This window comes from Arenibacter sp. F26102, from assembly GCF_023015865.1.
Classification (GTDB): domain Bacteria; phylum Bacteroidota; class Bacteroidia; order Flavobacteriales; family Flavobacteriaceae; genus Arenibacter.
Genome location: NZ_JALKBC010000013.1, coordinates 18,917 through 43,756 on the forward strand (window position 1 = coordinate 18,917; position 24,840 = coordinate 43,756).

Sequence of the window (24,840 nt, forward strand, 5' to 3'; positions counted from 1 at the left end):
TACGTATATAAAACATATGCCTTTTGAGCACATTAAGAAGTCAACAATTAAACTAAAAATCGGTCGTAAAATTTTGCGATATTACCAACATCAAAATCCACAGAAGTGAATCAATGTATCCATAATTCCCTATTACACTGTTCCATAAACCAGAATACCGTCCAATTCTGAAATCTTTGTTGTATTTACCCGAGATTGCCTATTGAAAAAAATTAATTTGACTTATTTTTGCCGAAATCAAATGATCAATGAGTTTTAGGGAACAAATTGAAAGAAGAAGGACTTTCGGAATAATATCACATCCCGATGCGGGAAAGACAACACTTACAGAAAAATTACTGCTATTTGGCGGAGCCATTCAGGAAGCAGGGGCCGTAAAGAACAATAAAATAAAGAAAACGGCAACGAGTGACTTTATGGAAATTGAAAAGCAAAGGGGTATTTCCGTTGCAACCTCTGTACTTGCCTTTCTTTACAAAGACAAAAAAATAAATATCCTGGACACGCCGGGCCATAAAGATTTTGCGGAGGACACTTTTAGAACGCTTACCGCTGTTGACAGTGTAATTGTCGTTGTTGATGTTGCAAAAGGTGTGGAAGAGCAAACTGAAAAATTAGTGGAAGTTTGTAGGATGCGAAACATTCCTATGATTGTTTTCATAAACAAATTGGACCGGGAAGGGAAGGATGCTTTCGACTTATTGGACGAAGTGGAACAAAAACTAGGTCTTTCCGTAACACCTTTAAGTTTCCCAATTGGAATGGGCTATGATTTTAAGGGAATTTATAATATCTACGAAAAAAACATTAATCTATTTAGCGGGGATAGTAAAAAGAATATTGAGGACACCATTGCTTTTGATGACATAAACAACCCGCAACTTGAAAAAATTATCGGGGCCAAGGCTGCTACAGAACTAAGGGACAATCTAGAATTGGTAAATGGGGTATACCCACCTTTTGACAAGGAAAGTTACCTTAAGGGAACACAGCAACCCGTATTTTTTGGTTCCGCACTTAACAATTTTGGGGTACGTGAACTGTTGGATTGTTTCATAGACATTGCACCTTCTCCACGTGCAAAAATGGCCGAAGAGCGCATGGTACAAGCCAATGAAAAGGAATTGACCGGTTTTGTTTTTAAAATACACGCCAATATGGATCCCAAGCACAGGGACCGCTTGGCATTCATAAAAATAGTTTCAGGGACCTTCGAAAGAAACAAACCCTATCTTCATGTCCGTCAAAAAAAGAATTTAAAATTTTCAAGTCCCAACGCTTTTTTTGCCGAGAAAAAAGAAATCGTGGATATTTCGTATCCCGGGGATATTGTGGGATTGCATGATACCGGAAATTTTAAAATTGGTGATACGCTGACAGAAGGTGAAATATTACATTATAAAGGAATCCCAAGTTTTTCACCAGAGCATTTTAGATATATCAACAATGCCGACCCCATGAAAGCCAAACAACTAAACAAGGGCATTGATCAATTAATGGACGAAGGGGTGGCCCAATTGTTCACCCTGGAAATGAACAATAGAAAAGTCATTGGAACTGTAGGTGCCTTACAGTTTGAAGTAATTCAATACCGTCTGGAGCATGAATATGGAGCCAAATGTACCTATGAAAATTTCCCCGTCTATAAAGCATGTTGGGTAGATCCAAAAGACAAAAATAGCGACGAATTTAAAGAATTTAAACGTGTTAAACAGAAGTTTTTGGCCATGGATAAACGAAAACAACTTGTTTTTCTTGCCGATTCCCAGTTTTCATTGCAAATGACCCAGCAAAAATATCCAAATGTTAAACTTCATTTCACATCCGAATTTGAGTAAGCTTTACCATAAAACTAAAAAAACCTTCTGTACAAACAGAAGGTTTTTTTTTAAGCTTCACCCGTAGGCCCAAAATTTAATGGTATCGGAGGCTGTTCATAATCCTTAATTGTGCCATGGGCCTTTTCAAAGCGACTCACATTATCGCCAAGCGCCTTTAAGAATTTTTTGGCATGTTGAGGGGTTAGTACAATTCTACTTTTGACCTTTGCTTTGGGAGCACCGGGCATCATACTAATAAAATCCACTACAAACTCGGACACGGAATGATTGATTATCGCTAGATTGGAATAAATCCCTTCAGCTGTCTTTTCATCCAGTTCTATATTGATCTGCTTTTGGTTTTGATCTTTATCACTCATTCTAAAAAATGATTAACTATTACTTATATGTTAAACTACTTTGAACTATTTCTTGGCCGTATTCCAAAAAAAAACCTCGGTGAATATCACCGAGGTTCTAATTATTTAGAATTTCAATTCCTCTTTTCGAGCCATAATTTCATCGTATTCCTCTTTTGAGCCTACAATGATATTGTCATAATCCCTCATTCCTGTACCTGCAGGTATTTTATGACCCACAATAACATTCTCTTTCAATCCTTCCAGAGTATCTATCTTACCGCTCACTGCAGCTTCGTTAAGTACCTTGGTCGTTTCCTGGAATGAAGCAGCCGATATGAATGATTTGGTCTGCAAGGATGCTCGCGTAATTCCTTGAAGAATTGGTGTCGCCGTTGCTGCAACAGCATCTCTGGCAGTTACCAAATTCTTATCATTACGCTTAAGAATTGAGTTTTCATCCCTCAATTCTCGGGCACTTACAATCTGACCTGGTTTCAAGTTTTCGGATTCACCAGCATCCTCAACCACTTTCTGTCCATAAATCTCATCGTTCTCCTTGATGAAATCATCCTTGTGAACCAATTGATTTTCTAAGAAAATAGTATCTCCCGGATCCTCAATACGTACTTTACGCATCATTTGACGAACTACTACCTCAAAATGCTTGTCATTGATCTTCACACCCTGTAAACGATATACTTCCTGAACTTCGTTCACCAAATATTGTTGTACAGCTGAAGGCCCTTTGATAGACAAAATATCTTCAGGCGTAATTGACCCATCGGATAATGGCATACCGGCACGTACATAATCATTTTCCTGAACAAGAATTTGATTGGACAATTTAACCAAGTATTTTTTAACCTCACCCAATTTGGATTCGATGATTATCTCACGGTTACCTCTTTTAATTTTACCAAAAGAAACAACACCATCAATTTCGGAAACAACCGCAGGGTTAGATGGGTTACGTGCTTCAAACAATTCGGTAACTCTTGGAAGACCTCCCGTAATATCCCCAGCCTTAGCTGATTTACGAGGTATCTTAACCAAGATTTTACCTTCTTTAATTTTATCACCATCATCTACCATGATGTGCGATCCAACCGGAAGGTTGTAAGAACGCAATACTTCATCCTTATTGTTCTTGATCAATAGGGTTGGTATTAATTTCTTGTTCCTAGATTCCGAAATTACTTTCTCTTGGAATCCAGTTTGCTCATCTATCTCTACCTGGTAGGTAATACCTTGTTCAATATTTTCATACGCGATCTGTCCAGGGAATTCTGAAACAATAACCCCGTTATATGGATCCCAAGAACAAACAACCTGACCTTTTTCTATTTTTTCGCCGTTCTTAATAAACAATTGAGAACCGTAAGGTATATTATTGGTACTTAGGGTTATTCCCGACTTGGCATCTACAACCTTAATTTCAGAAGTCCTAGAAATAACGATTTCGGATTTTTTACCTTCACCATCCTGACTGGAAACAGTCCTTAAATCTTCTATTTCTGCAATTCCACCAAACTTGGCCTCTAATTTATTATCCTCGGAAATGTTACCTGCAATACCTCCAACGTGGAAGGTACGCAATGTTAACTGTGTTCCTGGTTCACCGATCGACTGAGCAGCAACGACACCTACAGCTTCACCTCGTTGTACCATTTTATTGGTAGACAAGTTTCTTCCGTAACATTTACCACAGATACCTTTCTGAGCCTCACATGTAAGGGCAGAACGTACCTCTACTTTATCAACAGGAGATGCCTCGATTTTCTTAACATCGGACTCCATAATTTCTTGACCTGCCGTTAAAAGCAATTCTTCAGAAATAGGGTCATAAACATCATGTAAAGAAACCCTTCCCAGGATACGCTCCCCTAAAGTTTCAACAATCTCTTCGTTTTTCTTAAGTGCCTCTACCTGTACACCTCTTAAGGTTTCACAATCTTCAATATTGATGATTACATCTTGTGAAACATCCACTAGACGACGCGTCAAGTAACCAGCATCCGCCGTTTTCAAAGCCGTATCCGCAAGACCTTTACGTGCACCGTGAGTAGAAATAAAGTATTCCAAAATGGATAGACCCTCTTTAAAGTTGGATAAAATAGGGTTTTCAATAATTTCCCCACCTCCAGCTGTAGATTTCTTTGGTTTCGCCATTAATCCACGCATACCGGTCAACTGGCGAATCTGCTCCTTGGAACCCCTCGCACCAGAATCCAACATCATGTAAACTGAGTTGAAACCTTGTTGATCTTCACGAATACGTTTCATGGCCAATTCCGTCAACATTGCATTGGTAGAAGTCCAAACGTCAATTACCTGATTGTAACGTTCGTTATTGGTGATAAGTCCCATGTTATAGTTGGCCATAATACCATCTACCTGAACATTGGCTTCATCAATCATGGACTGTTTTTCTGGTGGAATGATAATATCCCCCAAACTAAAGGACAAACCACCTTTAAAGGCGAATTCATATCCCATAGTTTTTATCTTGTCCAAGAAATCAGCTGTTGTTGGTACATCGGTAACTCTTAAAATATTACCAATAATATCCCTAAGGGATTTCTTGTTCAAAACATCATTGATATATCCTGCTTCTTCAGGAACAACCATATTAAACAATACCCTACCAACTGTAGTTGGTATAATTTGATTAACCAATTCTCCAGATTCATTAAAATCTTTGGCACGTACCTTAATACCCGCGTTAAGATCTAATCTACCTTCATTAAAGGCGATAACCACCTCTTCATATGAGTAGAATGTTAATCCTTCACCTTTTACAGCTACTTCTGGAGTTGATTTTCTTTCTTTGGTCATATAATATAGACCCAAGACCATATCCTGTGATGGTACGGTAATAGGCGAACCGTTTGCAGGGTTCAAAATATTATGCGAAGCCAACATTAATAATTGACATTCCAAAATAGCTTCTGGTCCCAATGGTAAATGAACCGCCATTTGATCACCATCAAAATCCGCATTAAATGCAGTACATACCAATGGATGTAACCTAATGGCTTTTCCTTCGATAAGTTTTGGCTGGAAAGCCTGGATACCCAATCTGTGCAATGTAGGGGCCCTGTTCAACATTACAGGATGTCCTTTTAATACATTTTCCAGAATATCCCAGACAACTGGCTCTTTTTTATCTATAATCTTTTTGGCCGATTTCACCGTTTTTACGATACCTCTTTCTATCAATTTACGGATAACAAAAGGTTTGTAAAGCTCAGCTGCCATATCTTTTGGCAGACCACATTCGAACAATTTCATTTCTGGTCCAACAACGATCACCGAACGGGCGGAGTAATCCACACGTTTACCTAATAGGTTTTGACGGAAACGCCCTTGCTTACCTTTTAATGAATCTGAAAGTGATTTTAATGGTCTATTGGATTCAGTTTTAACTGCAGACGCCTTACGAGTGTTATCGAATAAGGAATCTACTGCCTCCTGAAGCATACGTTTCTCATTTCTAAGAATCACCTCAGGCGCCTTAATCTCTACCAATCTTTTTAGACGGTTGTTTCTAATGATAACCCTTCTATAAAGGTCATTCAAATCCGAGGTTGCAAAACGGCCCCCATCCAATGGCACCAATGGACGTAATTCCGGTGGAATAACAGGGATTACCTTCATGATCATCCAATCTGGCCTGTTTTCCCTATTTTCCTGTGATTCCCTTAAAGCTTCAACAACTTGAAGTCTTTTCAAGGCCTCGGTTTTACGTTGTTTGGAAGTTTCAGTATTGGCTTTATGTCTTAGATCATAAGACAACTGGCTCAAGTCTATTCTGGCCAAAAGATCAATAAGACATTCTGCACCCATTTTAGCGATAAACTTGTTGGGGTCAGAATCTTCCAAGTACTGATTCTCTTGTGGAATGGACTCTAATATATTTAAATACTCCTCTTCGCTTAAGAAATCCATTTTTTGAATTTCCTCACCGTCCGGTCCTTTGGCAATACCTGGTTGAATTACTACATAACGTTCGTAGTAAATGATCATATCCAATTTCTTGGAAGGTAAACCTAAAAGGTAACCAATTTTATTGGGCAGGGAACGGAAATACCAGATATGGGCAACAGGAACCACCAAATTAATGTGTCCTACCCTATCTCTACGTACCTTTTTCTCTGTTACTTCTACCCCGCAACGATCACAAACTATACCACGGTAACGGATTCTTTTGTATTTTCCACAGGCACACTCATAATCCTTTACAGGACCAAAAATACGCTCACAGAATAGACCGTCCCGCTCAGGCTTGTGCGTTCTATAGTTAATAGTTTCAGGTTTTAAAACCTCACCTCTTGACTCTGCCAAAATAGCTTCTGGAGATGCCAATCCGATTGAAATTTTATCGAACCTTTTAATGGTATTATTATCTTTTAGTCTAGCCATAACTATAATCTGATACTAATTTAATTCTTGTTATTAGGAATAGTGTTCAAAACCTATCCTTGTTATTCTTCCAATCTAATATCCAAACCTAATCCCTTAAGTTCGTGCATTAATACGTTGAAAGATTCTGGCAAACCAGGTTCTGGCATGGTCTCTCCTTTTACGATCGCCTCGTAAGTCTTGGCCCTACCTATAACATCATCCGACTTAACGGTCAATATTTCACGAAGTGTAGCAGAGGCACCATATGCTTCAAGTGCCCAAACTTCCATCTCTCCAAAACGCTGTCCACCAAATTGTGCTTTACCACCCAATGGTTGTTGCGTAATAAGTGAGTATGGTCCAATAGATCGAGCATGCATCTTATCATCAACCATATGTCCTAATTTCAACATATAGATAACTCCTACGGTTGCCGGTTGATCAAAACGCTGACCTGTACCACCATCGTGAAGATACGTATGTCCAAATCTTGGGATTCCAGCTTCATCTGTATAAGCATTAATTTGATCCAAGGTTGCACCGTCAAAAATTGGGGTTGCATATTTCTTCCCTAATTTTAGACCTGCCCATCCCAATACGGTTTCATAAATCTGCCCAATATTCATACGGGAAGGTACCCCAAGTGGATTCAATACGATATCCACAGGTGTTCCATCCTCCAAGAACGGCATGTCCTCATGACGTACAATTCTAGAAACGATACCTTTGTTACCGTGACGACCTGCCATTTTATCACCAACCTTAAGTTTACGTTTTTTAGCGATATAAACTTTGGCCAATTTCATAATTCCAGCTGGCAATTCATCTCCCACAGAAATAGTAAACTTATCCCTTCTTAGGTTACCTTGAAGATCGTTAAGTTTTATCTTGTAGTTATGTAAAAGGTCTGTTACCAGAGTATTGCTTTCCTTATCCGTTGTCCAAGTTCCACCAACCAAATGGGCAAAATCATCAACAGCGTTCAACATTTTCATGGTATACTTCTTTCCTTTGGGAAGAACTTCTTCCCCAAGGTCATTTAATACCCCTTGTGAAGTTTTGCCGTTGACTAATGTAAATAACTTTTCAACCAATACATCTTTCAACTGTTCGAATTTCACTTCGTATTCCAACTCCAATTTAGCAAGGTCTTCCTTATCTTCGGAACGTTTACGCTTGTCCTTGACAGACCTGGAAAACAATTTCTTTTCAATAACTACACCTCTTAAAGATGGAGAAGCCTTTAAAGAAGCATCTTTTACATCACCGGCTTTGTCACCGAAAATGGCTCGTAATAATTTTTCTTCAGGAGTAGGGTCCGATTCACCTTTTGGAGTAATCTTACCAATTAGGATATCTCCAGGCTTCACTTCTGCACCAATACGGATCATTCCGTGTTCATCCAAATCTTTGGTAGCTTCTTCGGAAACGTTAGGAATATCATTGGTCAACTCTTCAGCACCCAATTTCGTATCCCTTACCTCCAAAGCGTACTCATCTACGTGAATAGAAGTAAAGATGTCCTCACGCACTACTTTTTCAGAAATTACGATAGCATCTTCAAAGTTATAACCTTTCCATGGCATAAATGCCACTACCAAGTTTCTTCCAAGTGCCAATTCGCCACTTTCCGTTGCATATCCTTCACAAAGAACCTGTCCTTTTTTAACCTTGTAGCCCTTTTTAACAATAGGCTTAAGGTTAATACTGGTTCCTTGGTTTGTTTTCCTAAACTTGACCAACTCATAAGTCTTGGAGTCTTCTTCGAAGCTCACCAATCTTTGTTCTTCTGTGCGGTCGTATTTTATGGTAATTTTTTGGGAATCAACATACTCAATAACCCCATCTCCTTCTGCATTGATCAACACCCTTGAATCAGAAGCTACCTGACGCTCCAAACCTGTACCTACAATTGGCGATTCTGGTTTTAACAAAGGAACTGCCTGGCGCATCATGTTAGATCCCATCAATGCCCTGTTAGCATCATCATGCTCCAAGAATGGAATTAAAGACGCTGAAATAGAAGCGATTTGGTTTGGTGCAACATCGGTAAACTGAATTTCTGCAGGGTCAACTACCGGGAAATCCCCTTCTTCCCTTGCAATAACCTTTTCCGCTGTAATATTGCCTTTTTCATCCATAGGAATGTTTGCCTGGGCAATTTTCATTCCTTCTTCCTCTTCTGCACTTAGGTACCTAAAATCGTTAATATCTACAGTACCATTTTCCACTTTACGATATGGTGTCTCCAAGAAGCCCATAGGGTTTACCTTGGCAAAAACCGAAAGTGAGGATATCAATCCAATATTTGGTCCTTCCGGTGTTTCAATAGGACACAGTCTTCCGTAGTGCGTATAGTGAACATCACGTACTTCAAACCCTGCTCTTTCCCTAGAAAGTCCACCTGGCCCCAATGCCGATAATCTTCTTTTGTGCGTAATCTCCGCCAATGGATTTGTTTGATCCATAAACTGTGATAACTGGTTGGTACCAAAGAACGAATTGATAACCGAAGACAAGGTCTTGGCATTGATCAAATCGATCGGGGTAAATACTTCATTATCACGTACGTTCATACGCTCGCGAATTGTTCTGGCCATACGTGCCAGACCAACACCAAATTGCTGGGATAATTGCTCACCTACAGTCCTAACCCTACGGTTTGAAAGGTGATCAATATCATCGATCTCAGCTTTTGAGTTGATCAACTCGATCAAATATTTTATAATGGTAATGATATCTTCCTTAGTCAAGACTTGCTTGTCCATTCCAATATCCAATCCCAATTTTTTGTTCATTCTATAACGCCCAACTTCACCAAGATTATAACGCTGATCAGAGAAGAACAATTTATCTATAATACCACGAGCCGTTTCCTCATCTGGCGGTTCTGCATTACGTAGTTGACGATAAATATGTTCAACAGCCTCTTTTTCAGAGTTTGTTGGATCCTTTTGAAGGGTGTTATGGATAATGGCATAATCGCTCTGTGCATTATTCTCTTTATGCAAAAGAATAGTTTTCACATCAGCTTCCAATATCTCATTAATATGATCCTTTTCTAAAATAGTATCACGGTCAAGGATAATCTCATTTCTTTCAATAGACACCACTTCGCCGGTATCCTCATCCACAAAATCCTCGTGCCATGTGTTCAACACTCTAGCCGCCAATTTACGACCCAATACTTTTTTCAAGCCGGCATTGGAAACCTTAACCTCTTCAGAAAGGTCAAATATCTCCAATATATCCTTATCCCTTTCAAAGCCAATAGCCCTGAACAAGGTTGTAACCGGTAATTTTTTCTTTCTATCAATATAGGCGTACATAACACCATTGATATCTGTTGCAAATTCTATCCAAGAACCTTTAAAAGGAATAACCCTAGCAGAATACAACTTAGTTCCGTTGGCATGGAAAGATTGACCAAAGAAAACCCCTGGAGAACGGTGTAACTGAGAAACAACAACACGTTCCGCACCATTGATAACAAAGGTACCACTTGGAGTCATGTAAGGAATAGTTCCTAAGTACACATCTTGTACAATAGTCTCGAAATCCTCATGCTCGGGATCTGTACAATATAATTTTAATCTTGCTTTTAATGGAACACTATAAGTAAGTCCACGCTCAATACATTCTTGAATGGAATATCTTGGTGGATCAATGAAGTAATCTAAAAATTCTAATACGAACTGGTTCCTCGTGTCTGTAATGGGAAAGTTTTCCATGAAGGTGTTATACAACCCTTCATTGCCCCTCTCGTCAGATTTAGTTTCAAGCTGAAAAAAATCTTGAAATGATTTAATCTGAATGTCCAAGAAATCCGGATAGTTCGGAGTGTTCTTAGCGGATGCGAAACTTATTCTTTCAGTCTGATTTGTGAACATCTATGGACAAAATTTTGAACGTGAATATTTTAATTGGGTAGTGTACTACACTATACACGGTATGTATAAAAAGGCTTAGGTCTAGCCACAAAAAGCGGAAAGACCTAAACCAAAATAATAATGGTTGTTGTTACTATTATTTAAGCTCAACTTCCGCTCCTGCTTCTTCCAAAGATTTTTTAATTCCTTCAGCTTCGTCTTTAGAAACACCTTCCTTAACGGCTTTTGGTGCGCTATCAACGATATCTTTAGCATCTTTCAATCCTAAACCAGTTAATTCCTTAACCAATTTAACAACAGCTAATTTAGAAGCACCAGCTGCTTTCAATATAACATCAAACTCAGTTTGAGCTTCAGCAGCCTCACCACCATCAGCAGCACCGCCACCAGCAGCAACAGCAACTGCAGCAGCTGCAGGCTCTATACCGTATTCATCTTTTAATATATTAGCCAACTCATTTACTTCCTTTACTGTAAGGTTAACCAATTGTTCTGCGAAATCTTTTAAATCTGCCATTTTTCTATCGTTTAATAAAATTTTAAAATATAATTGTTTTTAGTGCGTACGTATTATCTTTCTGATAATGTCTTAAGGATTCCGGCAAGTTTACCTCCACCAGATTTAAGTCCAGAAATAACATTCTTGGCTGGGGATTGTAACAATCCAATAATTTCTCCAACCATTTCCTCTTTAGACTTAATGCTTTCTAAAGCATCCAATTGATCATCACCAACATAAATTGCTTCGGCAATATATGCTCCTTTCAACAAAGGCTTGTTAGACTTCTTTCTAAAAGTCTTGATAAGCTTTGCAGGTGCATTTCCGGTTTCCGAAAACATTAAAGAGGTATTCCCCTTTAATACAGTAGGAAGTTCACCGAAATCTTTATCCGAAGCCTCCATTGCTTTTGCAAGCAAGGTATTTTTAACTACAGCAAGTTTTATATCAGCCTTGTAGCACGCCCTTCTTAAAGCTGAAGTTGTTTCAGCATTTAATCCAGAAATGTCAGCTAAATATATAGTGGAGCTATCCCCTAACTGTGCAGTTAAATCTTGTATAACATTTAATTTCTCTTCTCTTGTCATAATAAAAATTTTTAACTACCAGTTAAACTACTTTTGGATCTAATGCAACACTTGGGCTCATAGTACTTGACATGTAAATAGTCTTTACATATATCCCTTTGGATGCTGTTGGTTTCAATTTCATCAAGGTTTCCAAAAGTTCATTGGCATTTTCTGCTATTTTATCAGCTGAGAAAGAAACTTTCCCGATTGCAGCATGCACAATTCCTGTTTTATCCACTTTAAAATCGATTTTACCAGCTTTTACTTCCGTAACCGCTTTGGCAACATCCATAGTAACCGTACCTGTTTTTGGGTTAGGCATAAGACCTCTTGGTCCCAAGACCCTACCTAAAGGACCTAGTTTACCCATAACACTTGGCATTGTGATGATTACATCAACATCTGTCCAACCGCCTTTAATTTTCTCCAAATATTCGTCCAATCCTACGAAATCAGCTCCAGCTTCTTTTGCTTCTGCTTCTTTGTCCGGTGTTACCAAAGCCAAAACTTTTACATCTTTACCGGTACCATGGGGAAGTGTAACAACACCACGAACCATTTGATTGGCTTTTCTTGGATCAACGCCCAAACGTACCGCCAATTCAACAGATGAATCAAATTTTGTATTGGTTATTTCTTTTACTAAAGCAGAAGCCTCTTCAACAGAATAGAGTTTATTCTTATCTATTTTACCGTGGGCTTCTTTTTGCTTCTTTGTTAATTTTGCCATTCTAAATTGCTTTTAAGATTTTAAAAAGGTCTATTGCCCGAAACTTTTAAACCCATAGATCTAGCTGTACCTGCAACCATACTCATTGCGGATTCTACCGTAAAGGCATTTAGATCTACCATTTTGTCTTCTGCGATCAACTTGACCTGGTCCCAAGATACACTTGCAACCTTGTTTCTGTTAGGCTCGCCAGATCCTTTTTTAATCTTAGCCGCTTCCATTAATTGAACTGCCGCCGGCGGTGTCTTTACAACGAAGTCGAACGACTTGTCTTTATAAACCGTGATCGCAACTGGCAATACTTTGCCTGGCTTATCCTGTGTACGCGCATTGAATTGCTTACAGAATTCCATAATGTTGACCCCGGCAGCACCTAAAGCGGGTCCAACCGGTGGCGACGGATTCGCTGCACCTCCCCTAACTTGTAGTTTAACTACTTTACTTACTTCTTTTGCCATTGTTTAAAATTAAATTTAAAAAGTGTTAATTTGGAAGCAACACTTCTTTTAACTATGTAACAGTTCTTATTAAACTTTTTCTACTTGCATATAACTGAGTTCCAATGGCGTCTTTCTTCCAAAAATTTTCACCATTACTTCCAGTTTGCGTTTTTCTTCGTTAATTTTTTCAACAGTTCCATTAAAACCGTTAAAAGGCCCATCAATCACCTTTACAGTTTCACCAAACACAAATGGTATGGCAACACTATCGGTCTTAATAGCCAATTCATCAACTTTCCCCAACATTCTATTCACTTCCGACTTTCTCAAAGGAACAGGATCCCCGCCTTTGGTCTCGCCCAAAAATCCAATTACATTGGTGATGGAACGGATAATATGAATCATCTCCCCTCCAAGGTTCGCTTTGATCATTATATATCCCGGAAAATAAACTCGCTCTTTATTTATCTTTTTTCCATTCCTAATTTGAACCACTTTTTCAGTAGGAACTAGAACCTCCTCCAAATAATCTTCAAAACCAAGCCTAGCAATTTCTGCCTCTATATAGCCCTTTATTTTGTTTTCCTGACCACTTACAGCTCTTACAACATACCATTTCTTATCCAATACTTCTGACATACAGTGCTTCTTAATTGATTATGTTATTGAAATACAGTTGTATCAACTTACCAAACAAACTATCAACACCCCAGGTCGCAAGCGCAAAAATTATAGAAAATACCGCCACGATGACCATCAAGTTGGAAGACTCCTCTCTTGAAGGTAATGTAACATTATTTCTAAGTTCGTCTATAGATTCCTTTATATATGTAAACATGCTGCGAAATATTTTTTTTCTTAACTATAAAACAAGATCTTAACAATACTCTGACGACATCATCCCAATCAGAAAAGAACCCCTTATTTTTTTGCACGGGCGGAGAGGCTCGAACTCCCGACACCTGGTTTTGGAGACCAGTGCTCTACCAACTGAGCTACACCCGTTTATATTTACATTGAAAGGTATCCCGCTTTAGCAAGACACCCTCAATGTAAACAATACTATACTAAAATATTAATCCAATATCTTGGTAACCTGACCAGCACCAACTGTTCTACCACCTTCACGGATTGCAAAACGCAAACCTTCACTAAGTGCAATTGGAGACAACAAATCAACAATAATAGTAAGGTTATCACCAGGCATAACCATTTCTACTCCACTAGGAAGATTAATAGTACCAGTAACATCGGTAGTTCTTACATAGAACTGAGGACGATAGTTATTATGGAATGGAGTGTGACGTCCACCTTCTTCTTTTTTAAGGATATAAACCTCAGCTTCAAATTTAGCATGTGGCTTAACAGAACCTGGCTTACAGATTACCATCCCTCTTTTAATTTGAGATTTTTCAATACCTCTCAAAAGGATACCTACGTTATCACCAGCTTCACCTCTATCCAATATTTTACGGAACATTTCAACCCCAGTAATTGTAGAGTTCAATTTCTCAGCTCCCATACCGATGATCTCAACAGGATCTCCTGTATTTGCAACTCCAGTCTCAATACGACCAGTAGCAACAGTACCACGACCTGTAATAGTAAATACATCTTCAACTGGCATTAAGAAAGGCTTATCAACATCTCTCTGTGGCAATTCGATCCAGCTATCAACAGCCTCCATCAAAGACATAACTGTATCAACCCATTTTTGCTCACCGTTAAGGGCACCTAAAGCAGAACCAGAGATAACAGGACCATTGTCACCATCATACTCATAGAAAGAAAGCAATTCTCTTACTTCCATTTCAACCAATTCCAAAAGCTCCTCATCATCAACCATATCAACCTTGTTCAAGAAAACAACGATTCTTGGAATACCAACCTGACGTCCTAAAAGGATGTGCTCACGAGTCTGTGGCATAGGACCATCAGTAGCAGCAACAACCAAAATAGCACCGTCCATTTGAGCAGCACCAGTAACCATGTTCTTTACGTAATCCGCGTGACCTGGACAATCCACGTGAGCATAGTGACGGTTCGCGGTAGAGTACTCTACGTGTGAAGTATTAATAGTAATACCTCTTTCCTTTTCTTCAGGAGCGTTATCGATAGAATCGAAACTTCTCATTTCAGAAAGTCCTGCGTTTGCCAATACCGTAGTAATCGCAGCAGTCAATGTAGTTTTACCGTGATCCACGTGTCCAATAGTACCTATATTTAAATGCGGTTTGGAACGATCAAATGTTGCCTTTGCCATGTTTGTTAATTTTAATTCTTAGTTTATATTAGTGTACAAATAATGCCTTAATTGAGCCAATGATGAGATTTGAACTCATGACCTCTTCCTTACCAAGGAAACGCTCTACCCCTGAGCTACACCGGCATCTTTAATTTTAACAATTGAGCTAGGCCCAATTTAAAACTATAACCCTATACCCAAAGTTTAAGAGCGTTGACGAAGTTTACCCTCGGCGGCGCTCTGGACAGGATACAAAAATCTCGTCCATTTAATTTTAATTGCGCAAAGCCCCATCAAAGGAGCTTTTGCTTTTAAAATCTTGAGCGGGAGACCGGGTTCGAACCGGCGACATTCAGCTTGGAAGGCTGACGCTCTACCAACTGAGCTACTCCCGCATTGTAATTTTTAGGCAAACCTAAAAATTAATTTCATCATTTCAAAAAAAACTTTCTGTATTTTCATACAAAGACCATTAAAGGCCTTTTTGTGGGGAGAGCAGGATTCGAACCTGCGAAGACGTAGTCAGCAGATTTACAGTCTGCCCTCGTTGGCCGCTTGAGTATCTCCCCAAACCATATTTTAAAGAACTTAAGAAAATTAAATTTTCTTACTTTTTTTTTGAGTTAATAGAGGGACTCCCCTCAACTACGCTCAGGATAAACTTCTCGCCCCCGGACGCTTTTCAACCCTATTTCAAAAATCCAAACAAAAATAAAACTATTTCTGTTTTTTTGAGCCGATAGAGGGACTCGAACCCACGACCTGCTGATTACAAATCAGCTGCTCTAGCCAGCTGAGCTACATCGGCTTTTGCTACTTTTTTCGTTAAAAAAAAGTCCGCTATTTCTAACGGACTGCAAATGTAGATATTTATTTATTTAATCAAAACTTTTTTTGATAATTTTTTTAAGCATTTAATCTTATTTTTTCTTTTCGCTTAACCAGCTTTCTTTCCAACGAACTACATGCGGTATCAATAGCCTCTTCAAAAGACTTACATTGCTTCTTAACTACGAACTTATCTTTTGGAACTAGTACCTTGATTTCCACAATTTTATTCTCCTTGGCACTTGTGTTCTCAACCTTAAGATATACATCCGAACTAATTACTTTATCATAAAACAGTTCCATCTTATTCAACCTTGTCTGAATAAAATCAATAAGCTTTCCGTCTGCAGTGAAATTCACCGATTGTGCATTTACTTTCATAGAATGAAGTTTTAAAAGAGTTAAACAATCCAATACAACTAGAGTACTATTTCTTGTTTCTAGGGTGAGCCGAGAAATGTACTTTTTTCAATTCCGCAATACTATTATGGGTGTATACTTGTGTTGAGGCCAAACTTGAATGTCCCAACAGCTCCTTTACGGAGTTTAAATCCGCACCCTTATTCAACAAATGTGTAGCAAAGGTATGTCTTAAAATATGCGGACTCTTTTTCACCTTGGCCGATACTAAACTAAAATACTTATTTATAATTCTATAAACAAGTGTTTCATACATTTTATTGCCTTTTTCAATAAGAAAAATATACGCATCGTCCTCAATTGTCTCCAATTTATTGCGCTGAAGATTATAGCTCAAAAACAATTCTTTGGTAGCCTCCAAAAGGGGAATTATCCTCTCTTTGTTGCGTTTCCCCAAAACCTTTATCGTCATGGCCTGACAATCAACATCTTTCACCTTAAGCCCAATAAGTTCAGCCCGTCTTATCCCGGTAGTGTATAATAATTCTATAATTAATTTATCTCGCCTACCTTCAAAATTATCCTCGAATGGCATCTGGGAAAGCACTCCCTCCATTTCCACTTCAGAAAAAGGAATCTCAATTTTTTTTGCAGTTTTTAAAGCCTTATGCTTTGCCAACGGATTAACAGATAGAATTCCAAGTCCCAACAAAAACTTGTAATATGCTTTCAAGGAAGCGATTTTTCTATTTACAGACCTATGGGACACCCCAGATTCCACTAATGCAACAACCCAACTTCTAATTAAGCTATAGGAAACTTGATCAATATCACCTACTTCAAACTGTTGCTCACAAAAGTTCCGAAAGGCAATTAAATCGTTATGGTAGGCTTTGGTGGTATGCGGAGAATAGTTCTTCTCCAATGACAAATAGGAAATAAAGGATTTAATAGCCATAAATCAAAGTTACAAAAGATAATACCCATTATTATATGGCACAAAAAAAAGTCCCACCTTAGGTGGAACTTTTTATACTGATATGCATTCAAGCGGAATTAGATTTCCTCCTTATCCCTTAAACCTTGAATATATTGAGCTTTCTGAATCTTCGCTCTGTTCTCTACAGATGGCTTTGTAAACTGTTGACGCTTTCTCAACTGTCTCATTGTACCTGTCTTATCGAACTTACGCTTGAAACGCTTTAAAGCTCTATCGATGTTTTCTCCTTCTTTTATTGGTATTATTAGCATGGGCAATAACCTCCTCTCTTTTGTGATTAAGGCTGCAAATATAAACCTTAAAACCGAATTACAAATAATTATTTCAAAATTTTTCTAGCGATCACCACTTTCTGTATTTCGGTAGTGCCTTCCCCAATAGTGCAAAGCTTGGAATCCCTATAAAATTTTTCTACAGGAAAATCTTTCGTATAGCCATATCCACCGTGAATTTGAACAGCTTCGTTAGCTACTTTAACACATACTTCGGAGGCAAACATTTTGGCCATAGCCCCCATTTTGGTAACGTTACGACCTTCGCTTTTAAGAAAAGCAGCTTTATGCAACAGCAATTCCGAAGCCTCAATTTCCGTAGCCATATCTGCCAACTTAAAGGAAATACCCTGAAATTGACTAATAGGTTTTCCAAACTGCACTCTTTCTTTAGAATATTTTAGTGCCGCTTCATAAGCACCTTTAGCAATACCTAGGGACAAAGCACCAATGGAAATTCTTCCACCATCCAAGATTTTCATGGACTGTACAAACCCCTCTCCTACTCCTCCTAGCCTATTGGCATCGGGAATCTTACAATTATCAAAGACCAATTCCGCGGTTTCACTGGCCCTCATCCCCAACTTATTTTCTTTCTTTCCGCTGGCAAATCCAGGTGTTCCTTTTTCTACTACAAAGGCCGTCATACCATGACTATCCCCTTTATCCCCAGTCCGTACAATTACGACGGCAATATCACCACTCTTGCCATGGGTAATAAAGTTTTTTGCCCCGTTCAACACCCAGGAGTCGCCTTCCTTAACCGCCGTTGTATTCATACCTCCCGCATCGGAACCCGTATTGTGCTCGGTTAGGCCCCAAGCGCCGATCCATTCGGCAGTAGCCAATTTTGGAATCCATTTTTTCTTTTGCTCCTCATTTCCGAAGGTAAGTATATGATTGGTACACAAGGAATTATGTGCCGCCACGGACAATCCAATGGAGGGATCTACTTTGGAAATTTCTTCAAGAATAGCTATATATTCATGATAGCCTAAACCCGATCCACCAAGTTCCGCAGGAACCAAAACCCCCATAAAACCCATTTCCCCGGCCTTTTTAAAAACTTCAATTGGAAAAATCTGCGCCTCGTCCCATTCCATTACAAAGGGCCTAATATATTGTTCAGCAAATTCCTTGGCAGAGGCCGCCACCATTTGCTGGGTTTCGGAGTAATCAAAACTCATCGTCGAAGAGGTATCAATAACCATTATAGCAATTTTTTTATAATTGCAAATATAACTCAATTATATCTAATTTTTCCGTGGGAAAATCCTCGATTTCTATTAATTCATCAAATGAATTTATACCACCATTCTTCTCCCTATAAGCTATAATCCTTGCCGCAACGGCATATTTTATATAAACCAATTTCGTAAGATCATACAGGGACGCTTGGTTGATATTGATTTTGGATATGGACGGGCTTTCCAATATTTTAAATTGGCCTAGAAGTCTTGCAACCACCTCGGATTCCAGGCCGTAGACGTGACTCAATTGTTTTTCGACCACAAATCCCCCTAACATATCTCTAAATTTTACAATGCGCCGGGACAAAACATCTCCAATTCCTTTAATGGACCTTAATTCCTCCGCCGTGACTTTGTTAAGGTCTTTAATCTTATCATCAATGGCAGAGTTGCCTATATTCTGAATTGGAATAGCTTTCAAGTTACTCGAAAGATCCAACTTATTGTTAACTATAGAATGGCTATTACCCTTATTCGTCCATTCCGGAAATTTAAAATAAGGGGCTAAAACTTGCAGTAGGGAATCTGAAACCAAAGTTACCTTCTGAAATTCCTTACCGGAATTAACATATTGATTCTTAGCTCTAAAGGCATGTAAACGATCAATTTCATCGGTAGACATCCCTAGGGTATAGCCCTTGTAATCCGATATATAGTTGGGATTAAAAGGGTATAACAAAAAGGTATCCTTCTTTTGGATAATATCTTTAAGTTCATCTAATTTAGCTTGGTATTCCTCATCTATGAGAAAGGAATTGTCATTTTCAGATGCGGGATAAGACTTGCCCACAAAATAGAGTACTTGAAAAACAACAATGAAAAGCAGTAAAAAGAAAACCCCACTTCGCTCTTGTTTATTGAACCTAAAGTGGGATTTGAATAAATTTCTGTTCACGGCTCAATATTTTTGCCTAATCAACACCTCATCATTATCCGAATTGGAGTCCGGATCAGGTTTTGGTGGCATGGTCAATACTCTATAAAAAAAATAGGCTGCAACGGAAATAACAATTCCCTGCGCCAATAGCATCGTTATCAAAGCTGCTGAATTCATAAAATTATCCATTCTTTCCCTCTACGTTGTTAACAAGTTAAATATACTAAAAATGAAATAAATTCAAATCACCTACCCTAGCCTATTCATTAAATGATTTTTTTTTAAGATAGCCCTATAGACAACTTGAAATTTCAACCGAGAATTTGATTTGTAATGCACGCTTTATAAAAAGAGGGGTGCAACATACTTTTACACTACAGGCCGCTTATAATCTTCCCCCAGGTATGTTTCCATAGCAGCCTGCCTTCAATCAAATATCAAAGCGAAAAGGATTACCCCAAAAAAAATGCAGTGTTGAATCAATTGTAATAAAAATAAAATCCCACTTCGGTCCTGTTCATAGAACTCGAAGTGGGATTGAAGTTTATTATTTTAAAGTCTGTTTATGCCTCTTCCTTTTTTTTATAAAGCAAATTCGCCTTAAGTTTTACTAAATAATCATCAAGATCTCTTTTCACTTCACCGGACATTAAATAAAGCCCAATAATGTTAGGGAATGACATAGCCAAGATCATCATATCGGAAAAATCCAATACCGCTCCCAAACTCACCGATGCACCTACCACCACGAACACTAAAAATAACATCTTATAAACAAATTCCACTTTTTTACTTTTTCCAAAAAGGTAGGTCCAAGCTCGCATCCCATAGTAGGACCAAGAAATCATAGTTGAAAATGCAAATAGAAACACTGCCAAGGCCAAAACATACGGGAACCAGGACAGAACACTACCAAAGGCATCAGAAGTCAACTGGGCCCCTGCCATTCCTTCTACTTCGTGCATACCGGTAAAGATTAAAACCAATGCAGTCAAGGTACAAACCACTACCGTATCTATAAAGGGCTCCAAAAGCGCAACAAAACCTTCCGATGGTGGATGATTTGTCTTTGCTGTACTGTGAGCAATTGCGGCAGAACCCACTCCGGCTTCGTTGGAGAATGCAGCCCGTTGAAAACCAACGATCAGAACCCCTACAACACCACCTCTAAGAGCGCTTGGACTAAAAGCACCGTCGACTATAGCAGCGAAAGCAGGTCCAATATTTTCTATATTGATTATGATTACCGTTAAGGCAGCCAGAATATAAATGGAGGCCATTATGGGAACTACTCTACCTGTAACTTTGGCAATACTATTTATACCCCCAATGATTACAACCCCAACAAGTATTGCTGTAATTATACCAAACCAGAACCCATTGCCCTGCAATGCCGGGAACTGTCCGGACAGCTGTTCAAAAGATTGATTGGCTTGGAACATATTTCCTCCACCAAAAGAAGCCCCTACAGCCAGAACTGCAAATAATCCAGCAAGTACTTTACCGAATCCCTTTAAGTTTCTCTTCTCCAAACCGTAACGTAAATAGTTCATTGGACCACCAAATACTCGGCCATCGGGAAGTATATTTCTATATTTTACCCCCAAAGTACATTCCACGAATTTGGAAGACATACCCAGCAAGCCGCATACGATCATCCAAAATGTTGCACCTGCACCTCCAAGGGAAACTGCTACGCCTACCCCGGCTATATTCCCCAGTCCGACCGTTCCGGATACGGCAGTTGCCAATGCCTGAAAATGGGTTACTTGACCTGGAGCATCCGGGTCATCATATTTACCTCTGGCAAGGTCCAGGGAATGCCTGAAGCCCCTAATATTTATAAAGCCCATTCTCAAGGTAAAGAATGCCGCTCCTATAACTAGCCAAACTACTATAAATGGAATTGCCTTTTGTTGTGGATCCCCGTTGGGATGGGTAATAACAACGGGTTCATCATATTTTATCTCTGCCAAAATATGTGCTCCTTGCTCTATTACATGTTCCTGATTTTCCGAATTATATATTACTCCGCCTTCTTTGGCCAAATGCTTTATTTTACCATTTACCGGCGAAATTATCGTTTCAGTAGTTCCATCCTTTTTAGAAATAACGGCAATTTCATCTCCCTTTTTTACGTCCTGCCCCTCAGACTTCAACCACTGTTTTAAAATAAATTTATCCTGTAACTCTGGCGACCATCCTGGAATCGAAATACGTTTCACATCCGAGTATGCCACGGGATCGTAGATTCCAATCGCTGCGAAGGGATCCCAAAAAAGAACGGACCCCAAAGCACTTACCGCTGGTGTCATAACTCCATTAAAAAATTCAGTAATTGCTTGCGTAGGAACCTTGTACTCCTTGGTTACCTGCAGTCCCTTTGAATCGGTAATGGTAACCGTATAGGGCAACCCTTCTACTAAATTGGTAGCTTGATTGGCCGTTAAAGGGGTATTTTGATTACTCCATTTATACTGGTATGGAGGAATCCCTCCGTCTACCTCTAATTTTATAACACCATCATTGATATTGCTTGAAGGATTGAAAATAGATTCCTTTACTACTAGTTCTTGAGAAAATAAGACAAATGAAAATAGTAAAAAAATGGAAGATATATAATTCCTCATAAGTAGCTGAAAAAGTTTAATTTTTGTTGGTTAAGCCTAAAATATCCGAGCAATATCCTAAAAATAATTCTTGAAATCAAATATAATTGGCAATATACTTATTCTATATGGAACATGTCATTTAATTTTTTAATCTGTTCCGGCCTGCCCAATACAATTACCTTACCCTGTGGCTGCAATTTTAAATCGGCCTCGGGATTGATAATGTAATTCCCATTTGGCTCTATATAGCCAATAATTGTACAACCCGTCTTTTTTCTCAAATCCAGATCACGGAGGGAATGATTATCCACCTTTGCCATAAAGGATTCTATGGTTACCTCTTCCAAATTGGTGGTATGCTCCCCTTCCGTTGAAAGTTTGTCCATGAAAGTAATTAGGTCCGGCATAACCACAAGGGATGCCATATGATCTCCGCCAATTTTGTCTGGCATTATTACCTTGTCCGCACCGGCCAGTCTCAATTTCTTTTGCGATGTTAATTGGGATGCCCTGCTGATAATAAATAGATTTTTATTCAATTGTCTTGCCGAAAGCACCACAAATAGGTTTGCTGCATCATCCGGCATGGCGGTAATTAAATATTGGGCCCTATCTATCCCTGCTTCTATCAAAGTTTCATCCTCATTGGCATCGCCTTCTATAAAAAGAATCTCATCTTCAAATTTCTCAATGACTTCCTTATCTTTTTCAATTACCACAAAAGACCTGTTGTATGCCTTCAATCTTTCTGCCGCCTGATTTCCATTGCGGCCATAACCGCAAATAATAATGTGGTTGCTTAAACTACTGATTTTATTTTTCACCCTTTTTTTCTTTAAAAGTTGAAGCGCATTTCGACTTAGGATATATTCGGTTATTACTGAAATTGCAAATGCAAATATAAATACACTAGTGATTATTAAAATTACGGTAAAGATCTTTGCCTCTACATCCAACGGACGTACCTCCGAAAAACCAACGGTAGTTACCGTTATTATGGTCATATAAAAGGCATCTACCCATGTATAATCCGAGAGGAACCTGTATCCAAATACCCCAAACAAAAGTACCAGTACCAACAAAGCCAGCGCCAAATACATTCGGGAGCGAAAAAGTTTAATCATATTCAAAGATCAAATACAGAGGTTCTTTTGGTGTACAACAGGTCCTTTATCCTCAACCAAAAGGCCATAAACAAGTACAGGGCAAATCCAAAACCCAATGTAACGAAAGTTAGGTATATAAAGGTGGTACGGACCACCCTGGTCCTTATACCCATACGTTCAGCTATTCGCCTACATACCTCAAATCCTCTTTTCTGAAAATAATAAAGTACTTTGTAGAAAATGTTCATGCGTTAAAATTAGGGTTTTCTATTTAATAATTGATGGCCCACTGCACAATGTAAACATTTATTTTTGGTACAGTATTCATTGTATAACTGCAAAACAGCCTGACTCTCTTTAGCTGAAGGAAATTGCAGTTTCAGTTTCTCAAATTTGGAAATAACGTTATTGCTTTCTGATGATATACTGGAAATAATATTAATTATCTCCTCGTTTACATCTCTCCCCATATCCTTTGCGTAACTTAATTTAATTGGAAGAATAGTATTGATAATTAGTAAATCAACAAATTTTTTGGAAAGCTTCGTGCCATATTTCTTGGAAATTTTTCCAAATGTATAATGGTTATCCCAATATTTACTGGCAGTAACATTAAAAACCTTATAAATTTCCCCAGCACTTTTGACCCCTATAACTTTACTAAATATGTTTTGGTGAAGTGCATATAAATTGGCCAATTGAGAAAGCCTTATTGTAGGGAAGTTGGAAGGTCTCAATTTAAAAAACTCTGGTTTTTGCATTGGACGGTCCAATAGGCTATACTTTGCCTTAAGAAAGTGGAATTCCCCTTTTAAATTTTCATAATAATCATCCCCAACAATATCGTCTTCCAAAAGTCCAGCCAAACCGTATAGCACACTTTCCAACTGCAAGGTATTGCCCTGTATTTTGCGCACCACAGGGTATTGGATTCGCTTGGCAATTTCAAAAAAAGTCTCACCGTTTATTTTTAAACCAAAATTTTTGAACAGTAGAATAAAAAATACGCGCTCCCAATCGTTATTGTATTCCAATAGTAATTCGGTTACTAAATCCGTTTTCTTTTCCAAACGCTCAAAATAGAGCACCTCCAGCCAATTCTGCAAAATGAAATCATCAATATTCCCGATCTCATTCCTACAATTGATCAATGACCTCTCATTGTGATGGAACAATTTTTGATATTCCAATAATATACTCGATGAAATATAATCTTTAAGTACCAAGGTAGGAATTGCCGTATTATCGCTTCTGAAAACATCGCAATCATCATCCCAAACCACATGCAGTATTACATTGTGGTAATTAGGGTCCATTTCGTGATTATGGGCATACCAATCTGACGATTTAATATGCATTTCCACTGTACCCGCCCATAATTGTTCATCAATTTTAATCTTGGCGTTAAAAAAGTCTGGTCCCGATAAAAAGTTATGCGAACCCACATCCAATATATGAATGGTTTCGTTGTTGGAGCCCCGTAAATTCTCCAATTGAAGTTTTTTATACTTCCAAATAAAATGCAAAAGATCTTCCCGCATAATTAAATGTAAAGAAAAAACTACTAGATCACAAG

Annotated in this window: 21 protein-coding genes and 5 tRNA genes; 1 reads left to right on the plus strand and 25 read right to left on the minus strand. The window is 38.6% G+C overall.

Going from position 1 to position 24,840, the window contains the following annotated elements:
- The first annotated feature begins 248 nt into the window (after positions 1-248).
- Positions 249-1,838, plus strand: coding sequence for a peptide chain release factor 3 (locus MWU78_RS16675; protein ID WP_246999804.1), 1,590 nt, complete (start codon positions 249-251; stop codon positions 1,836-1,838).
- Between the two features lie 50 nt (positions 1,839-1,888).
- Here the strand turns inward: MWU78_RS16675 and MWU78_RS16680 are convergent, their stop codons facing one another.
- The 25 genes from MWU78_RS16680 to MWU78_RS16800 form a co-directional block, all read right to left on the minus strand.
- Positions 1,889-2,200, minus strand: a complete 312-nt coding sequence (locus MWU78_RS16680) for a DUF3467 domain-containing protein (RefSeq protein WP_072863284.1) — start codon at positions 2,198-2,200, stop codon at positions 1,889-1,891.
- A 105-nt stretch (positions 2,201-2,305) separates the two neighbouring features.
- Positions 2,306-6,604 carry a DNA-directed RNA polymerase subunit beta' gene (gene rpoC, locus MWU78_RS16685; RefSeq protein ID WP_246999807.1) on the minus strand — a complete coding sequence of 1,433 codons (4,299 nt, stop codon included), beginning with the start codon at positions 6,602-6,604 and terminating at the stop codon, positions 2,306-2,308.
- A 62-nt stretch (positions 6,605-6,666) separates the two neighbouring features.
- On the minus strand, positions 6,667-10,476 hold the full coding sequence (rpoB, locus tag MWU78_RS16690; RefSeq protein WP_246999809.1) for a DNA-directed RNA polymerase subunit beta: 3,810 nt from the start codon (positions 10,474-10,476) through the stop codon (positions 6,667-6,669).
- Positions 10,477-10,612: 136 nt separating this feature from the next.
- Positions 10,613-10,993, minus strand: a complete 381-nt coding sequence (gene rplL, locus MWU78_RS16695) for a 50S ribosomal protein L7/L12 (RefSeq protein WP_103442765.1) — start codon at positions 10,991-10,993, stop codon at positions 10,613-10,615.
- Between the two features lie 53 nt (positions 10,994-11,046).
- Positions 11,047-11,562: a 50S ribosomal protein L10 gene (rplJ, locus tag MWU78_RS16700; protein WP_103477258.1), complete on the minus strand. Its 516-nt coding sequence runs from the start codon at positions 11,560-11,562 to the stop codon at positions 11,047-11,049.
- 22 nt (positions 11,563-11,584) lie between these two features.
- Complete coding sequence (rplA, locus tag MWU78_RS16705) at positions 11,585-12,274, minus strand: 50S ribosomal protein L1 (RefSeq protein WP_246999811.1); 690 nt, start codon at positions 12,272-12,274, stop codon at positions 11,585-11,587.
- Positions 12,275-12,294: 20 nt separating this feature from the next.
- Positions 12,295-12,732 (minus strand): 50S ribosomal protein L11, encoded by a 438-nt coding sequence (gene rplK / locus MWU78_RS16710; protein WP_103442762.1) that lies wholly within the window; start codon positions 12,730-12,732, stop codon positions 12,295-12,297.
- A 69-nt stretch (positions 12,733-12,801) separates the two neighbouring features.
- Positions 12,802-13,353, minus strand: coding sequence for a transcription termination/antitermination protein NusG (gene nusG, locus MWU78_RS16715; RefSeq protein ID WP_246999813.1), 552 nt, complete (start codon positions 13,351-13,353; stop codon positions 12,802-12,804).
- Between the two features lie 10 nt (positions 13,354-13,363).
- Positions 13,364-13,552, minus strand: coding sequence for a preprotein translocase subunit SecE (gene secE, locus MWU78_RS16720; RefSeq protein WP_246999815.1), 189 nt, complete (start codon positions 13,550-13,552; stop codon positions 13,364-13,366).
- 94 nt (positions 13,553-13,646) lie between these two features.
- Positions 13,647-13,719: transfer RNA gene (locus MWU78_RS16725), tRNA-Trp, on the minus strand.
- A gap of 70 nt (positions 13,720-13,789) precedes the next feature.
- Positions 13,790-14,977: an elongation factor Tu gene (tuf, locus tag MWU78_RS16730; RefSeq protein WP_187585695.1), complete on the minus strand. Its 1,188-nt coding sequence runs from the start codon at positions 14,975-14,977 to the stop codon at positions 13,790-13,792.
- Between the two features lie 54 nt (positions 14,978-15,031).
- Positions 15,032-15,103 (minus strand) — tRNA-Thr (locus MWU78_RS16735).
- Positions 15,104-15,281: 178 nt separating this feature from the next.
- Positions 15,282-15,354 (minus strand) — tRNA-Gly (locus MWU78_RS16740).
- A gap of 92 nt (positions 15,355-15,446) precedes the next feature.
- Positions 15,447-15,528, minus strand: a tRNA-Tyr gene (locus MWU78_RS16745).
- Positions 15,529-15,693: 165 nt separating this feature from the next.
- Positions 15,694-15,767, minus strand: a tRNA-Thr gene (locus tag MWU78_RS16750).
- 98 nt (positions 15,768-15,865) lie between these two features.
- Complete coding sequence (gene raiA, locus MWU78_RS16755) at positions 15,866-16,168, minus strand: ribosome-associated translation inhibitor RaiA (RefSeq protein ID WP_103442758.1); 303 nt, start codon at positions 16,166-16,168, stop codon at positions 15,866-15,868.
- 46 nt (positions 16,169-16,214) lie between these two features.
- Positions 16,215-17,105, minus strand: a complete 891-nt coding sequence (locus MWU78_RS16760; RefSeq protein ID WP_246999817.1) for a tyrosine-type recombinase/integrase — start codon at positions 17,103-17,105, stop codon at positions 16,215-16,217.
- A 98-nt stretch (positions 17,106-17,203) separates the two neighbouring features.
- Positions 17,204-17,398: a 30S ribosomal protein S21 gene (gene rpsU, locus MWU78_RS16765; protein ID WP_031444836.1), complete on the minus strand. Its 195-nt coding sequence runs from the start codon at positions 17,396-17,398 to the stop codon at positions 17,204-17,206.
- Positions 17,399-17,466: 68 nt separating this feature from the next.
- Positions 17,467-18,606 carry an acyl-CoA dehydrogenase family protein gene (locus MWU78_RS16770; RefSeq protein ID WP_246999995.1) on the minus strand — a complete coding sequence of 380 codons (1,140 nt, stop codon included), beginning with the start codon at positions 18,604-18,606 and terminating at the stop codon, positions 17,467-17,469.
- Positions 18,607-18,643: 37 nt separating this feature from the next.
- Positions 18,644-19,564 (minus strand): helix-hairpin-helix domain-containing protein, encoded by a 921-nt coding sequence (locus MWU78_RS16775; protein ID WP_246999819.1) that lies wholly within the window; start codon positions 19,562-19,564, stop codon positions 18,644-18,646.
- Between the two features lie 3 nt (positions 19,565-19,567).
- Positions 19,568-19,723, minus strand: coding sequence for an ICE2 family protein (locus MWU78_RS16780; RefSeq protein WP_246999822.1), 156 nt, complete (start codon positions 19,721-19,723; stop codon positions 19,568-19,570).
- A 386-nt stretch (positions 19,724-20,109) separates the two neighbouring features.
- Positions 20,110-22,176, minus strand: a complete 2,067-nt coding sequence (locus MWU78_RS16785) for an amino acid carrier protein (protein ID WP_246999824.1) — start codon at positions 22,174-22,176, stop codon at positions 20,110-20,112.
- Between the two features lie 98 nt (positions 22,177-22,274).
- Entirely contained in the window at positions 22,275-23,282 is a 1,008-nt protein-coding gene (locus tag MWU78_RS16790; protein WP_246999826.1) for a potassium channel protein, read from the minus strand.
- 2 nt (positions 23,283-23,284) lie between these two features.
- On the minus strand, positions 23,285-23,512 hold the full coding sequence (locus MWU78_RS16795; protein WP_246999827.1) for a PspC domain-containing protein: 228 nt from the start codon (positions 23,510-23,512) through the stop codon (positions 23,285-23,287).
- A 9-nt stretch (positions 23,513-23,521) separates the two neighbouring features.
- The gene (locus tag MWU78_RS16800; RefSeq protein WP_246999828.1) at positions 23,522-24,805 is read right to left on the minus strand and encodes a DUF2851 family protein; all 1,284 of its coding nucleotides are present in this window, start codon (positions 24,803-24,805) and stop codon (positions 23,522-23,524) included.
- Positions 24,806-24,840 lie beyond the last annotated feature (35 nt).

Coding starts and splice junctions, on each gene's coding strand:
- MWU78_RS16675 (WP_246999804.1), top strand. CDS start 249: ATGAGTTTTAGGGAACAAATTGAAAGAAGAAGGACTTTCGGAATAATA.
- MWU78_RS16680 (WP_072863284.1), bottom strand. CDS start 2,200: ATGAGTGATAAAGATCAAAACCAAAAGCAGATCAATATAGAACTGGAT.
- rpoC (WP_246999807.1), bottom strand. CDS start 6,604: ATGGCTAGACTAAAAGATAATAATACCATTAAAAGGTTCGATAAAATT.
- rpoB (WP_246999809.1), bottom strand. CDS start 10,476: ATGTTCACAAATCAGACTGAAAGAATAAGTTTCGCATCCGCTAAGAAC.
- rplL (WP_103442765.1), bottom strand. CDS start 10,993: ATGGCAGATTTAAAAGATTTCGCAGAACAATTGGTTAACCTTACAGTA.
- rplJ (WP_103477258.1), bottom strand. CDS start 11,562: ATGACAAGAGAAGAGAAATTAAATGTTATACAAGATTTAACTGCACAG.
- rplA (WP_246999811.1), bottom strand. CDS start 12,274: ATGGCAAAATTAACAAAGAAGCAAAAAGAAGCCCACGGTAAAATAGAT.
- rplK (WP_103442762.1), bottom strand. CDS start 12,732: ATGGCAAAAGAAGTAAGTAAAGTAGTTAAACTACAAGTTAGGGGAGGT.
- nusG (WP_246999813.1), bottom strand. CDS start 13,353: ATGTCAGAAGTATTGGATAAGAAATGGTATGTTGTAAGAGCTGTAAGT.
- secE (WP_246999815.1), bottom strand. CDS start 13,552: ATGTTTACATATATAAAGGAATCTATAGACGAACTTAGAAATAATGTT.
- tuf (WP_187585695.1), bottom strand. CDS start 14,977: ATGGCAAAGGCAACATTTGATCGTTCCAAACCGCATTTAAATATAGGT.
- raiA (WP_103442758.1), bottom strand. CDS start 16,168: ATGAAAGTAAATGCACAATCGGTGAATTTCACTGCAGACGGAAAGCTT.
- MWU78_RS16760 (WP_246999817.1), bottom strand. CDS start 17,105: ATGGCTATTAAATCCTTTATTTCCTATTTGTCATTGGAGAAGAACTAT.
- rpsU (WP_031444836.1), bottom strand. CDS start 17,398: ATGCTAATAATACCAATAAAAGAAGGAGAAAACATCGATAGAGCTTTA.
- MWU78_RS16770 (WP_246999995.1), bottom strand. CDS start 18,606: ATGAGTTTTGATTACTCCGAAACCCAGCAAATGGTGGCGGCCTCTGCC.
- MWU78_RS16780 (WP_246999822.1), bottom strand. CDS start 19,723: ATGAATTCAGCAGCTTTGATAACGATGCTATTGGCGCAGGGAATTGTT.
- MWU78_RS16785 (WP_246999824.1), bottom strand. CDS start 22,176: ATGAGGAATTATATATCTTCCATTTTTTTACTATTTTCATTTGTCTTA.
- MWU78_RS16790 (WP_246999826.1), bottom strand. CDS start 23,282: ATGATTAAACTTTTTCGCTCCCGAATGTATTTGGCGCTGGCTTTGTTG.
- MWU78_RS16795 (WP_246999827.1), bottom strand. CDS start 23,512: ATGAACATTTTCTACAAAGTACTTTATTATTTTCAGAAAAGAGGATTT.
- MWU78_RS16800 (WP_246999828.1), bottom strand. CDS start 24,805: ATGCGGGAAGATCTTTTGCATTTTATTTGGAAGTATAAAAAACTTCAA.